The organism is Yersinia nurmii, from assembly GCF_001112925.1.
In the GTDB taxonomy this organism is placed as follows: domain Bacteria; phylum Pseudomonadota; class Gammaproteobacteria; order Enterobacterales; family Enterobacteriaceae; genus Yersinia; species Yersinia nurmii.
In genome coordinates, this window is the sequence record NZ_CPYD01000017.1 from 1 (window position 1) to 14090 (window position 14090).

Genomic DNA, 14090 nt, shown 5'->3' on the forward strand with positions numbered 1-14090 from the left:
CTCCAGCCTGTACCGCCCTGGCGGCTATCGTAGAGCTCTTTCCCTGCACCTATACCTATAGAGAACAATAAGCCAAAGCTGCGACTGCGGGCATCTGACCAATTCTGGTGCTCGCCATATGCCGTGCCTGCGGCGGCAAAAGCAGCAGAGGCGAAGAAGTGCTGAGCTTTGTCTTTTCCCGTCCAGCTATCGTTGGCCATGTGGGTACAGGCAGTGCTCAGAAAGAATAGGGGGGCGATGATGGCCGAACGGAGAGATAAACATTGCCCCATGGAGTATTCCTTTTATAGATGAAATATAAACCAGCCTTTAGATAAAGTAGCATGTCAATTCCATGACCGAAACCGATCAGAAACTGGATGAAGGGCAATAAAATAGCTGCGGTAGCCGCGGGATAAAATCAGTCTCCTTTCGGAGACCGTATTTACGGTAGACCAAGCTTTAAAAATTAGCGTTTCTTTAATAGTCAGATTTAGATCCGACGAAGCCAAAATATATTGATGGCAAAGTCGTCAGCCATCACTTTAATTTGGCCAATAAAAAACCCGGCTATTAACCGGGTTGCTATCTGAACATCGAAATTTACAGGATGCGGCTGATTAAACGGTCGATACGAATACGCCGTAAGCGACGAATCAGTTTCCTGACTTTCACCGGATATTGCTGAATATTTTCTAGCTCAAGGTAGTGGGAAACAACTTTGGTATGCGTGCGGATGCATTCTAGCTCTTTCGCCCGCTGTTCGTGCATTTCATGCTTGGGATCGTGGATCAGAATAGCGTTTTCTAGATCTAGACGCCAGGCTCGCGGGTTCAGGTTATTACCCGTAATCAGCTGCCAGGTATCGTCTACCCACATGCCTTTTAGGTGATAAGTGTTATCACCGTCTTTCCATAGTCGAACCACAAGCTGGCCATTATCCACAAAGCGCTGTAAGCGACTGAGGAAGCGACGCAGATTTATTTCATACAGATAAGGTAGAGCTCCGATGATCTTGAAAGGCTCATCTTCCGGAATATAGAAATCGTTTGCCGTTTTGTCTCCGACAATAATCTCAACCTGTTTACCTTCGCGCAGCAAATAAATGATATTGCGTACCAGCAGTGCGGGCAGATTGAAGTAAGGCGTGCAGATAGTGAGTTTTTCGTCGGCTGAACACATCAGATGATGTATTGCTTTATTTAACGGACTTTTCTTTCCCAAGCCAACCAGCGGGGTCACGGCTAATTCATCATTACTGCTTCGAGCCGTAAATTCATAACCGACATCACGCAGGGACAAGCGGAATTGGCGGGTCTCGTTTTTTATTTCAGGGTTTTTCGGACGATCGCTACGATCTAAGCGCTGTACCGCACCGGCTCCTAGGATCTGTTGCTTGATGTATTCCGCCATTGCATTCGCCATGGCCGGATTTTTAATTAACTGGTAGCGATCATAACGGTATTTATCGTGCTGATGCAGATAAACATCATTAATACTGGCTCCGCTGTAAATGACTCTATCATCAATAATAAAACCTTTCAGATGTAGGACACCCAAGGCTTCGCGAGTATTTACCGGTACGCCATACACAGGAACGGCAACGCCCGGATGCTGCGCCGCCATATCACAATACCAATCGGCGTTGGTATTAACCGCAGCAGCACCAATACGGCCACGCTGGGCACGATGCCAGTCAACTAATACACAAATTTCCAGCTCAGGCCGCTGTTGTTTCGCCTGATAAAGTGCCTGCATGACGTCCCGACCAGCATCATCTTGCTCCAGATACAGCGCGACCAGATAAATACGTTGGGTTGCCTGAGCAATTAATTCCAGCAGAGTTGCACGGAAAACCTTTGGGCAGTAAAGCGTTTGGACATCATCAACTGACTGGGGGAGTTTGGGCAGTTGTGCAAGGTGTTGTTGATGTTTGCTACGTTTGAATTTTGACAACATCACAGTGCGCTTCTTCTCTCGTTATTTGATGGCAAAACCGCCATAGCTTAAGAATACTAATCCATAGAATCTGGCGATAATACCACTAGTTACCCGTATTGTGCGTAAGTTTTGCCTGCGGGTTAGCTAATCGACAAGCTCTGTGGCCTCGGTCACCCTTATGCTCGTCATCTTTCACGCTGGCTGCTTGCTTTCAATCCAATGACTTCGCGAGCTAAGCTTTGGCAAATTCGCAACGTTGCTGTTTGGCCACCGCGTGAAATTTATCGGGCATAAATGAGTCAATAAATCACAGCGTTAATTCGAGATTAACGATTCCATCTTCCAACTGTACGTCAACGCTGAATCCCAGCTTTTGTGCCAGCCCGATCATCCCGCGATTGTGCGGCATGGTAATGGCAGTTAAACGGGTTAAACCGTGGCCACGGGTATAGTGAATCATTTTCTCCAATAGCCGGCTGCCTAGCCCCAGACCTTTCAGATCGGATCGAACCAGAACTGCGAACTCGGCGTCAATATTGTCTGGATCGCTTAAGGCGCGAGTGACACCGATGATTTCGCTGTTTTCATGTTGTGAACGCACTGCGACAAAAGCCATTTCTCGATCGTAGTCGATTTGCGTCATATTCGCCAAATCATCGTGATTGAATTCGTTTATCTCACTGAAATAGCGGTAATAAAGATCTTCTTTCGTCACCTTATCAATGAAGTCTTTCAGCAAGGGTTCGTCTTCTGGCAGGATTGGGCGGAACAGGCAGGTGGAACCGTCTTTCAGGCGCACCTGTTCTTCCAGTTCTTGTGGATAGGGGCGAATGGCCAGGCGAGTTTGCGGATCGCCGCTAATTGGCGCCAATTGCATAGAAACATCCAATAGTGTGAATTCACTGCCGGAGGCCAGCACTGGGTGAATATCCAGGCGGGTGATCTCTGGGCAATCGAGTATCAGATTGGAAACCTGCACCAGTAAGTGGCTAAGACCCGGAATATCCAGAGGTTGTAGTGCGCCCCGTCGGCGAATTTTTCCACCTTTTACCGCCTGTAAAATCAGATAGCGAGCCAGCGCCATATTCAGCGGCGGCAGAGCAACCGCTGCCTGCGTTTCCTGATGCCACTCTACGCCACCCTCCCCCAGCATAATCAGCGGGCCGAAAATAGCATCTTGCTCCACAACAATCCGCAGTTCCTGTGCGCCAGCGCGGTGAGCCATGCTTTGTACCAGCAGGCCATGAACACGTGCCTGCGGATAAGTACGCTTAACCCGATCGAGAATATCGTCAGCGGCGCGCTGTACTTCTATCGCAGTGCGCAGATAGAGCATGACCCCCTGAACCTCCGATTTATGGGGAATATCCGGTGAACGCAGTTTGATTGCTACCGGATAGCCAATTTGTTCAGCGATATGTACCGCTTCCACACTGTCACTGGCAATCCAAGTTGGCAGGATGCTAAGGCCGTAGGCTTGCAGAATGGGCTGCACTTCATGGGTATCCAATTGCGTGGTGCCGTCCGCCAGCGCCTGACGAATTAACTGATGCACGTGAGTGGTATTGGCTGTTAGTCCTACCGGTAGAGCGGGCGTTTCCTTTAACTGTTTCTGGTTACGGCGGTATTCCACCATATGCATAAAAGCGGTAATCGCCCCCTCAGGGGTGCGATAAGTTGGTATTCCCGCTTCGGTAAACATACGGCGGGCGTCCTGAGAGGAATATTCGCCACACCAATTAGTTAGCAAGGTAATTCGTTTTCCGCGCGGGTGTTGCTGGATGGCGGAGATCAGCAGTTCGGCTGTTTTATTACCCGGAGCTGCTGCGCTAGGGGAGTGAATTAATAGCAGGGCATCATAATCTGTACTGTCCAATAATGGTCTGACCGCCGCCAGATAGCGTTCGGCACTGGCATCGTCCCGTAGGTCTATTGGGTTGCGAATAGTGACAAACGGCGGTAGTGCTTGGCTTAGCGCGCTATGAGTTTGTTCCGATAAGGTCGCCAGCTTGCCGTTACGGCTAATCAATTCATCCAGAGCCATCGCCGCTGGCGCAGAGCCGTTGCTGACAATCAATAGCTTTTCACCGCGCAGCGGGCGCATATGACTGAGCGTTTCGACTGCAGAGAATAATTCGTGTGTGTCTTGCACTCGCAGTAAACCCGCTCGTTGGATTGCTGCGTCGTAGGCGGCGTCCAGCCCTTGCTGACCGTCGAGTAACTGCTGAGCACGCTGAGTTCGACCACTTTTTACTACCAAAATGGGTTTATTACGCGAGGCGCTGCGAGAGGCGGATAAAAAGCGGCGGGCGTCGCTGATATGCTCGATATACAGCATGATAGCGCTGGTCTTGGCATCGCGAGATAGGAAATCAAGCAGGTCATCCAAATCTATATCCAAACTGTTGCCCAGCGCAATAAAGTAGGAAAAACCGACTTCTCGCTGCTGTGCCCAGTCCAGCACAGTGTTGGCCACTGCCGCCGACTGGGAGATAAATGCCAGCTTGCCTTTTTGAATCGGAACTGGAGAGAAACTGGCGTTCAGTCCTTGCCACGGAGCCAGTAGCCCAAGGCTATTTGGCCCAAGTAAGCGCATGTTATAGCGATGAGCACAGGCTTTTAACTCGGCGAATTGATCCGGCGGCGCGGACAGAATAATAACGGTTTTACAGCCTCGGGTGCCTAAGGCATCTAAAAGTGACAGATTGCGGCTGGCATTGGTGCACAGAATGGCTAAATCTGGTGTTAGCGGTAGGGACGCAATATCGGGATAGGCCAATACGCCGCTGACCGCTTTATGGCCTGGCGTGACCGGTAAAATGGGCCCGTTAAACCCGCCGTCCAGCAGATTACGCATCATCAGGAAGCCCGCCCGCTCCGGTTTTTCAGAGGCACCGATAACCGCAATCGACTTGGGGCGTAACAGTGCTTCTAATCCTCGTTGGCTCATGGCGTCTCCTGTTAGTTAACCTGCTAAAGGTTGCCTGAGAGACTTTAGCTGTTTTCTGGCAGAATTGCTGTGACCCGTGGCACTGGATGGTGAGGTTTACCCGCTAAGTATTGTTGCCTGAAATAGTTAAAGTGTGCGCTCAGTCCTTCCGCCGCTTGCAGATCGCCTGCTTGCGCCAGCAAAGCGGCAGCAACTTCAACGGTGCAATGCTGTTCTGGTCGCTGGGCTTCACGTAGCTGATAGTTTGAAGTCATGCTGACGTTAAGAGAAAGCATCGGTAATCCCGCAAGATATGGGCTTTTGCGAAACATTTTCTTTGCTTCTGTCCAAGTGCCGTCGAGCAAAATAAACAGCGGTGGTTTACCGCCTGCTGGCATCTTATTAAGAACCTGTCGATCCGGTTCGGCATAGGCTTCGGGAAACACGACATAAGGCTGGCGGGAAGGATCGGCAATGGCTGCTAATAGCGCTGGGTCTACTTCAGTTCTGGCCCACAGGAAGGCCTGTGTGTCCGGCAGAATATCGGCGATCAAACGGCCGGTATTGCTGGGTTTTAGCGGCTCGGTATCGAACATCACCAGACAAAAACGGCTGGTGGCCTGTAATGGTTTAATGGTGTCGCACAGACACAGACGCTCGGCCAGCAGGCAGTTTTGACAGCGAATGGCGCGACAACCGCGGGCGCGGTAAGGGCGCGTCGAAGCGTCGAGGCGTTGTTTACGCAGGCGCAGAACGGCATTTTCAGTCATAACGGCGGCGGCAGTTGGGGTATCAGTCACGACTGACTCCTGAGAAAAAGCGCTATTCTAATCAACCCTTGGGGACAGGGATAGAACAAACGCCCCGACAGAGACATTCTCGGCCGGAGCGGTGGAGTTAACCGCGATGATTAACTCGAAATGGGTTAAACTAACGCTAAGATAAACTGATTACTGCGCCAGTTGCTCATCCAGCCAGCCTGCAAAGGCGGCTTTAGGCAGTGCGCCGCTGAGCATATCGACCATTTTGCCGTTTTTATACAGCATAATGGTGGGAATGCTGCGAATGCGAAAACGCGTACTGAGAGCAGGTTCCGCTTCGGTATTCACTTTGACGAAGCGGATCTTGCCTGCGCGCTCATTCGCCACATCTTCAAAGATTGGCGCAAAGCTGCGACACGGTCCACACCAGGGTGCCCAAAAGTCGATAACAACCGGGAGGTCGTCCTGTAGCAGTTTATCCAGCGTTTCTGCGGTGGCGTTGGTCACTTCGCCGTCAAACAGCGAATGACCACAGCGGCCGCATTTAGCGCCATCATCAATACGTTCTTCCGGCAGGCGATTGGTCGCCATACATGCTGTGCATACCGTATTCATAAATTAGCCTTAATTCTTGGGTAAAGAGAGCAGGAAACAACAGTATTAAGTGGTTTTAGCGTGGGAGAGCGCGGCTCTGACCACGGTGTTGTTTCGTTTATGTTATCTATTATGATGACAAATGCTGTTATCGCCAAAAAGGTTTATTCGATGAATACGATAGTTGCCGGCTTTTAGCGCTCACTTATGGCTTACCGGGCGGACATCAGGTAATCTTCGCGCCCTGCGCGTTGGTGGAGAAGACAATGAACGATTCATTTAGTGGCAAAAACGGCAAAGTTAAAGTGATGTACGTCCGTAGTGACGAGAGCAGCAGCGACGACCGTAACAAAAACAAGCGTCCGGCAGGCAAAGGCCGTCCGGATAACGCACGTCAGGGCGGTTCGCATCAGGGCAATCCACGTCAGGATGGCTCACGTCAGGACAATTCACGTCGTGGTGACTCTCGTCGTAGTGATTCAGGCCGTAATGAAAGCGATCGTCCTCGCCGTCCGGCCCGTTCTGAAGATAGCGGCTCTTACGACTCACCGTGGAAGACCGTTTCCCGTGCGCCGTCCGAAGAGCCTGAGTTTGATCACGGCGGTATCGGCGGTAAGAGCCATATCGATCCGGCACAGCTGCGTCGTCAGCGTGCGGAAGAAACCCGTGTGTATGGTGAAAATGCCTGTCAGGCGCTGTTTAACAGCCGTCCTGATGCCATTGTTCGCGCCTGGTTTGTGCAGTCTGTTACGCCGCGCTTTCGCGAAGCGTTGAAATGGATGGCGGCAAACCGCAAGGCTTATCACGTGGTTGATGAAGAAGAACTGGCGAAGGCCTCCGGCACCGAGCATCACGGTGGCGTATGCTTCCTGATCAAAAAACGCCAGGGTCTGGACGCAGAAACTTATCTGCAACAGGCTCCGCAACAAGATTGCGTATTGGCGTTGGAAGAAGTGGGTAATCCGCACAATCTGGGCGCAATTATGCGTACCTGTGCGCATTTCGGTATTAACGGCGTATTGCTGCAAGATCCGGCAATGTTGGAGTCCGGTGCGGCAGTGCGTACCGCAGAAGGCGGCGCGGAACACATCAAAGCGATTAACGCCGATGATTTCCTGTCCGTATTGGATACCTTCCGTAACGCGGGCTACACCATTGTGACCACCTCCAGCCATAAAGGGACGACTCTGGCGAAAGCCGAGCTGCCTGCCAAAATGGTATTGGTGTTAGGTCAGGAAAGTGATGGTCTGACGGACAGCGCGTGGCAGCAGGGCGATCTCAGCGTTTCTATCGGCGGGACTGGTCGGGTAGAAAGCCTGAACGTTTCCGTTGCAACCGGTATTTTACTGGCCGAATGGTGGCGTCAGAACAGCGGCGAATAAGCCATTGAGCTTTGCGTAGCACCGCACTGCCAGTGATTTTGTTGCGTTTATTTAGCGGGTTATAACCCGCTAATCCAGTCAGGCTCAAACGATGTTTGGGCCTGATTTGTTTGTAATGCAACATGTTAAATGTTCAATCCTTTCAGTATCATCCTGTCTTCATTTATTTCCCCGCAAACTCAGCTGACACTGTTTTTTATTCAAAATGACGACTAATTGATAAATAAGTGAGAGTGTTAATTTATTTCTTTTGTTAATTCTATTTTTTATATTTAAAAGTAAGATAAATAATTTGTGTGATAACTTAATGATTAAGTTGCTAATAATTAATTAATCGATATTTAATTAAAATATTAAAATAAATTAAGTCGATAAAAACAGCTAAATTAGAAATGACAGCTATCATCATTTGTGATGATGTAAATCGCTGCCTATGCAATTAGATTGATTAATATATGCAATCTCATATGGGGATTTAAATTAAATTCTTTAAAAACAATATCATGATTCTTATGCCGTGTTGGCGGGAATTATGTCAAAACTCGCTATTAGCGCATGCTATATCATCAAAATAATGTATTTCCCCGATTTTAATCATCCTAATTTAATTTATTTGAATGTGAGGAAGAGCTTCATGGAAAGGCGTGCATTTTTGAAAGGGGCGGCGGCTCTGGGTTTAACGGCCGGAACAGCGTCGGTCAATGCGGTAGAAAATGCGTCATTACCGCTGACGGATGAAGTTGAAGGGGCATTAGCCCGTTTCCGTAAAACGGTTCCAGCCAATTTTAATTCCGATTACGTTGAGAATGCGGTTATTCCTTTCTTTCTGAGTCGTTTCTATGACGGTGAAAAACCGATGTTGCCGATGATTGGCCTTAGTCTCAGCAAGAAAAATGCGCTGCCCTATGATCTGTGGGGATTGCTGTATAAGGATTGGAAACCAACGCCATCCGAAGGAGAAACCGTATTTTTGCAAGGGCTGGATGAGCGTGGGGAACATAATATGCGTAAGCGCATATATTATTCCGCGGTGACGCCCGATTTGTATCAGCCAATGTATCAGGAAAAAATCGCGGCATTTTTCGATCTGTTAATGGAACCGCAATTTGCGGATAAACCTTTTATGCGTCACTACGCGGATAATTATGTCGACGTGTATTGGGATCTGCATTTAGGCGTTAAAGGGCAGGCGGTACCTCAAAAGGTTCGTGAAGTCGGTGAATCTTTTAATGCCGTGCTGGCCTATCGCGATCCTCTTCAACCCATTGTCTACGAACATTATATGAGGGTTCGCAACAATATTGATTATCTTAAACAATGGATTGATGAACGCGTGGATGATATTCAAACCGGACGCGTTGCCGAACCGCAAAAAACGCTGGCCTGGTATTGGCTAAAAAACTCCGAAAATAATGATAATTTCAGCAAGAAAGATATCGTTTTTGAGTGCTTCCATAACTTTGTTGCTTTTAATCAATGGGGCAAAACGCTGTATGGCATCATGATGAATCTCAGCGAAAATAATGGCGATCCGGCGGTAAAAGCTGCCTTTAAGAAAACCATGAGCGGGGATTATCATCATGCTAAAGACGCGGCCTACACGCCGTTGGATCTATTGGTTATGGAGTTATTCCGCACTATTTCGCCAAACGCCCGCAGTGTTTCCGTTGTAGAGGATGTGCAGCATAAAGTGTATGGCGAGCGTTTTGGCCTGCCTCTGAAGCGCCATAGCTATATCAATACGCCTCATACCAGCAGTAGCTTCAATCCGGTTCACTGGGAGCAGCCGGAGAAATTTGATCCTGACCGTTATCTCAAGGTGCCGACCAGCGCGGAAATCACCGAAGAAGAATGCAAGCGTATTGGTCTGGCTCGCTGCCCATTCGATATTACCTCAATGCCGGTAAACGATGGTCGCAATATGGCCGTGACCAACAGCGGATTTGGGACGGTATTTAGCGTCATTGATGATAAAAAACAGCCGGTATGCGATTACGCTGGTTTTGCTCCCTTTGGTTTTAGCTATCGCCGTTGTCCAGGAGAGCAGTTTACTATTCAGGTTATGGGCGAGTTTTTGACTAAAGTTTGGCGGGACAAAATTACCTTCCATAAACTTACGTTAGCTAAGCCCGAGAGAGTGCCGATCAGTCCGCGTACGGTGATCGATGACGATATCAGTTTCAGAAGATAGCGATAGATACTTGTGGTGTGATTGGCAAAAAAATGCCGCTCGTTGATAAGCGAGCGGCATGAGAGTCATGAATCAACCTGATTTAGTGGGCGCCACCGGCGCCACTCCCACCGGAGGTAAACGGAGGACGAGCAAACCACACTAACGCCAGTAGTAGCAGGAACACCCCAGCCGACAGCCAGAAAATCTCATTAGCCGAAATAATCAGCCCCTGATTGGTTATTTCCCGTGCCAGATAGGCCGAGGCCTGCTGGTGGTTCATGCCTAACTTTTCCAATTCCTGATAGGTCTGCACCGAATTCGGGTTATACGGATTTACAAACTCCGTTAACTGGGAATGGTGAAGAGACTCGCGCTGAGTCCAGAGCGTGGTGGTGATTGAAGTACCAATCGATCCCGCCAGCGTTCGTAAAAAGTTAGATAAACTGGACGCTGCCGCCATTCTTTCCGGCGCTAACCCGGACAGGGTAATAGTGGTCAGTGGCATAAAGAAGCAGGCAATAGCGAAACCTTGCACAAACTGCGGCCACGCTGAGGCGCCAAAATCCATTCCCGGCTCGAACGTATATGCCCGCCAGTAGAAACAAACCGCATACATAATGAAGCTGAATGTCACTAGCTGGCGCATATCAATACGATGAGAAAAACGCCCGATAATCGGCGACAGTATCACCGGCAAAATCCCGACCGGAGCCGATGCTAATCCGGCCCAGGTGGCGGTATAGCCATAGACCTCTTGCAGTAGCTGCGGCAGCAGTACAATAGCGCCGAAGTACAACATATAGGCTAGGCTGATACACAGACAGCCAATAGTAAAGTTACGCGATTTAAACAGCGAGAGGTCGATAACCGGATGATCGTCGGTCAACTCCCAGACAATTAAGAAGGAAATCGCCACCACCGCGACGGATGCCAGGACGATAATTTCGGTGGAGTTAAACCAATCCAGCTCTTTGCCCTGATCCAGCATGATCTGCAGGGCTCCGATCCCGACCACCAACAGTACCAATCCGATAGTATCGATCGGTTTGATTTCGGTTTTAGTTTCCCGCCCTTTCAGGGTTTGCATCGCGACCAGAATCACCACGATCCCAATTGGAATGTTGATGAAGAAGATCCAGCCCCAATGATAGTTATCGCTGATATAACCGCCCAGAATCGGGCCGAAGATCGGGGCGACCACGATGGTCATCGACCATAGTGCCAGGGCCATTCCTCGCTTGGCTGGGGGGTAGTTATTCAGTAGCAAACTCTGCGACAGCGGGATCAGCGGACCGGCAACCAGCCCCTGAATCACGCGGAAGAAGATCAGCATGCCTAAACTATTGGAAACGCCGCACAGCCAAGAGGCCAGCGCAAATAATGCGGTTGACCACAGAAATAAGCGAACCTCACCAATTCGTTTCGCCAGCCAGCCGGTGATGGGGATCGAGATTGCGTTCGCCACACCAAACGAGGTGATAACCCAGGTGCCCTGTGAGTTCGAGGACCCCAGATCGCCTGCTATGGTCGGTATTGCCACGTTAGCAATAGTGGAATCCAGCACTTGCATGAAAGTCGCCAGCGAGAGCGCGACCGTCATCCAGGCGAGTCTGGAGCCCTCTAGGGGTTTTTGAGCCACATTAGCCTCCGGCGGGCTTAACTGGCATTCGCCTGGATCACATCGGCAATCATTTGATTAACCGGTGCCAGATCCAGAGAAAGCGCATTACTTTCGAAGGCGGGTTTTTTACGTACGCTTTCGGCCAGAACCAATCCATCCTGATTAGCCGTATCGACCCGAACGACGGAAGACAGACCAATACGCAACGGGTGCTCCGCCAGCTGTTTGGCATCCAGCTCGATACGCACCGGCAGGCGCTGTACCACTTTTATCCAGTTACCGGTGGCGTTTTGTGCTGGCAGTAAAGAGAAGGCGCTGCCTGTCCCCATATCCAGACCGACCACTTTGCCCTGATAAACCACATCGTCGCCGTAGAAGTCAGTGACTACGGTAGCCGGTTGGCCGATACGCATATTAGCCAATTGGGTTTCTTTGAAGTTGGCGTCGATCCACAGCTCATTGGCGGGAACCACGGCCATCAGTGGCGTACCGCTGGCGATCTCTGCGCCAACCTGCACGCTGCGACGAGAAACGTAACCGGTGATCGGGCTGACAATTTTGGTGCGTTGCAATGCTAACCAAGCGTCACGCATTTGCGCGGCGGCCTGCTCGATGGCCGGTTGTTTTTCCAGCGGCGTATTTAAAACCATGGCCTGATTGGCATTAAATTGCTGTACCGCTACGTCTAGCGTTGCTTTGGCCGCTTCTACCGCATCGCGGGCGTGTTGCAATTCTTCCCGACCAATGGCATCTGCCGCGCCCAGCACTTCACGACGTTTTAGATCGCTTTGCGCTTTTTTCAGTTCAGTTTTTCTTAGCTCGATATTGGCCTGATACTGCTTGCCGTTAATCACGAGCTGGTGGGTTTGACGCACGCTATTCGCCAGCGCGGTTTTTGCTCTGGCAAAAGCCTGCTCAGCATCGGTGGTATCAAGAGTGACCAGTACATCACCGCTTTTTACCAAATCGGTATTTTCGAAGTTAACGCTAACCACGCTGCCAGGAACCTGGGACATAATCTGTACCTGATTACCGGAAATATAGGCATTATCCGTTTCCTGATGGTGACGCAGCACCAGGAACCAGTAAACCAGATAAGCTACCCCAATAATGATAAAAATAACCGTCAAGAGAATCAGTATATTCTTGCGCTGCTTCTTTTTATTTTGCGGTTGTGGCGGGGTTTGAATTTCCTCGCTTGCGCTCATGGTGTTCTCCACGCTTTATATTATTTTGTTGTATGAGACATCGCGGTCGGAGCTTGATAGCCGCCGCCCAGTGAACGGATCAGTCCAATCTTCGCCTGCAATAAGTTATTGCTGGCGTTCAGTTCTGCCTGTTGTTGTTGCAAGAATTGTGACTGGCTGGTCAATAGATCGCCGCGCCCGATAATTCCTGCTTGATAGCGGGCATTGGCAACGCGATACACCTGTTCCATCGCGGCGGAGGCTGAAGCGGCTTGTTGTAGCTGCTGCTGGCTACTCTGCTGGATGGTTATGGCGTCCGCCGTTTCCTGTACCGCATTTAAAATTGTTTGGTTATAGGCCTCGACGGCCTCGTCGTATAAAGCCGATTCTTCACCGAGTTTGCTGCGTAGCGCGCCTGCGTGGAATATCGGTAGGGAAATTGCCGGAGCAAAGTTCCATGCCTGACTAGCGGCTTCGAGCAGATTCGGGTTAGTCCCCTGGAAATTGGTGGTGGAGAAACCGGCAAAGCCGGTGATCGATAGGCTTGGATAAAACTCTTTTTTCGCCGCCTGTACTCGCTGATCGTAAGATTCGACCAACAAACGTTGCGCGGTGATATCCGGCCGTTGGCCCAGTAAATCGGTAGTCAGATCTGCGGGAGGAGATAAGCGATTAATATCCGGAAGATCCACCTGACGTAGGTTTTGCGTTGCGCTAGGTCCTTGCCCAGTCAGGGCGGCCAATTGATGTTTTAATTGCTCGCTCTGTGCGGTTAGTTGGATTATTTGCTGTTTCACGCCGTCAGACTGCGCCTGAGTCTGCTGTGGAATCTCAACGCCGTAGATACCCGCCTGATATTGTTTCTGATGTAACGCTACCAGACGCTGATTGTTATCCACTTCCTGTTGCAGTAGTTTTTGCAGCGCCAGATTGCTTTGGAGCTGGTAATAAACTGAAGCGACTGAGCTGGTTAGCGTTAGCGTGGCCTGTTGCTGCTCTGCCTGGGCAGCGTCGACCTGTGCTTTAGCTGCGTTGACCCGATTGCGGAATTTCCCCCACCAGTCAAACTCGTAGCTCATGTTTAGCCCCAGCGTATTCGCTGTTTCATACAGGGGCTTGCTTGGATAAGACTGCAAAAATGGCTGAAGCGTATTTTGCGATATTTTTTGTCGGTTGCTGCTGCCGTATAGATCCAGATTTGGCCCATTGGTAGCGTCGGCCTGACCCATAACGCTTTGTGCCTCACGTACCCGTGCCGCCGCCTGTTTCAGCGACGGTGAGGTTTGCAGGCTTTGTGTCATTAATGTATCAAGTTGGGGATCGTCCAGAACCCGCCACCACTGAGAGCTTATCGCCAGAGAATTGGTTTTCGGTTGCGCCAGTTGCAGTTGCTGGTTATCCATCATATGAGACTGAGGCGCAATATTATCGCTAGAGGCACAGCCCGCCAGTAGTAAAACGGCGAACAAAGGCGTGACCCTCCAGCTATGTGGGGATGGCATAGTTATGTTACCTGGACAGAG

The 14090-nt window shown here is 50.1% G+C and carries 10 protein-coding genes; 2 read left to right on the plus strand and 8 right to left on the minus strand.

Annotation, left to right across the window (positions count from 1 at the left end):
• From AD970_RS17230 to trxC, 5 genes are all read right to left on the minus strand, one after another.
• On the minus strand, nucleotides 1-272 hold a 272-nt coding region (locus AD970_RS17230), incomplete at its 3' end, for a YfiM family lipoprotein (protein ID WP_049601905.1).
• A 310-nt stretch (nucleotides 273-582) separates the two neighbouring features.
• Nucleotides 583-1935: a CDP-diacylglycerol--serine O-phosphatidyltransferase gene (gene pssA, locus AD970_RS17235; RefSeq protein WP_408068312.1), complete on the minus strand. Its 1353-nt coding sequence runs from the start codon at nucleotides 1933-1935 to the stop codon at nucleotides 583-585.
• A 292-nt stretch (nucleotides 1936-2227) separates the two neighbouring features.
• Entirely contained in the window at nucleotides 2228-4870 is a 2643-nt protein-coding gene (locus AD970_RS17240; protein ID WP_049601911.1) for a bifunctional acetate--CoA ligase family protein/GNAT family N-acetyltransferase, read from the minus strand.
• A 44-nt stretch (nucleotides 4871-4914) separates the two neighbouring features.
• The gene (locus AD970_RS17245; RefSeq protein ID WP_408068311.1) at nucleotides 4915-5649 is read right to left on the minus strand and encodes a tRNA-uridine aminocarboxypropyltransferase; all 735 of its coding nucleotides are present in this window, start codon (nucleotides 5647-5649) and stop codon (nucleotides 4915-4917) included.
• Between the two features lie 150 nt (nucleotides 5650-5799).
• Complete coding sequence (gene trxC / locus AD970_RS17250; protein ID WP_072080681.1) at nucleotides 5800-6225, minus strand: thioredoxin TrxC; 426 nt, start codon at nucleotides 6223-6225, stop codon at nucleotides 5800-5802.
• A 245-nt stretch (nucleotides 6226-6470) separates the two neighbouring features.
• Between trxC and AD970_RS17255 the strand changes: the two genes are divergently transcribed.
• The gene (locus tag AD970_RS17255; protein ID WP_049601916.1) at nucleotides 6471-7586 is read left to right on the plus strand and encodes a tRNA/rRNA methyltransferase; all 1116 of its coding nucleotides are present in this window, start codon (nucleotides 6471-6473) and stop codon (nucleotides 7584-7586) included.
• 634 nt (nucleotides 7587-8220) lie between these two features.
• On the plus strand, nucleotides 8221-9777 hold the full coding sequence (locus AD970_RS17260) for a twin-arginine translocation signal domain-containing protein (protein ID WP_049601918.1): 1557 nt from the start codon (nucleotides 8221-8223) through the stop codon (nucleotides 9775-9777).
• 82 nt (nucleotides 9778-9859) lie between these two features.
• On the opposite strand, the gene emrB is transcribed toward AD970_RS17260, so the two are convergent.
• From emrB to AD970_RS17275, 3 genes are read right to left on the minus strand one after another with little or no spacing between them, the layout of a single operon-like run.
• A complete protein-coding gene (emrB, locus tag AD970_RS17265; RefSeq protein WP_049601920.1) occupies nucleotides 9860-11398 on the minus strand; it encodes a multidrug efflux MFS transporter permease subunit EmrB in 1539 nt (512 codons plus the stop codon).
• A 17-nt stretch (nucleotides 11399-11415) separates the two neighbouring features.
• The gene (emrA, locus tag AD970_RS17270) at nucleotides 11416-12588 is read right to left on the minus strand and encodes a multidrug efflux MFS transporter periplasmic adaptor subunit EmrA (RefSeq protein WP_049601923.1); all 1173 of its coding nucleotides are present in this window, start codon (nucleotides 12586-12588) and stop codon (nucleotides 11416-11418) included.
• A gap of 20 nt (nucleotides 12589-12608) precedes the next feature.
• Nucleotides 12609-14069 (minus strand): efflux transporter outer membrane subunit, encoded by a 1461-nt coding sequence (locus tag AD970_RS17275; RefSeq protein WP_049601926.1) that lies wholly within the window; start codon nucleotides 14067-14069, stop codon nucleotides 12609-12611.
• Between the last annotated feature and the right edge of the window lie 21 nt (nucleotides 14070-14090).

What these genes read in the sequence shown, in the direction of transcription:
- AD970_RS17240 (WP_049601911.1), bottom strand. Translation starts at nt 4,870, where the DNA reads ATGAGCCAACGAGGATTAGAAGCACTGTTACGCCCCAAGTCGATTGCG.
- trxC (WP_072080681.1), bottom strand. Translation starts at nt 6,225, where the DNA reads ATGAATACGGTATGCACAGCATGTATGGCGACCAATCGCCTGCCGGAA.
- AD970_RS17255 (WP_049601916.1), top strand. Translation starts at nt 6,471, where the DNA reads ATGAACGATTCATTTAGTGGCAAAAACGGCAAAGTTAAAGTGATGTAC.
- AD970_RS17260 (WP_049601918.1), top strand. Translation starts at nt 8,221, where the DNA reads ATGGAAAGGCGTGCATTTTTGAAAGGGGCGGCGGCTCTGGGTTTAACG.
- emrA (WP_049601923.1), bottom strand. Translation starts at nt 12,588, where the DNA reads ATGAGCGCAAGCGAGGAAATTCAAACCCCGCCACAACCGCAAAATAAA.
- AD970_RS17275 (WP_049601926.1), bottom strand. Translation starts at nt 14,069, where the DNA reads ATGCCATCCCCACATAGCTGGAGGGTCACGCCTTTGTTCGCCGTTTTA.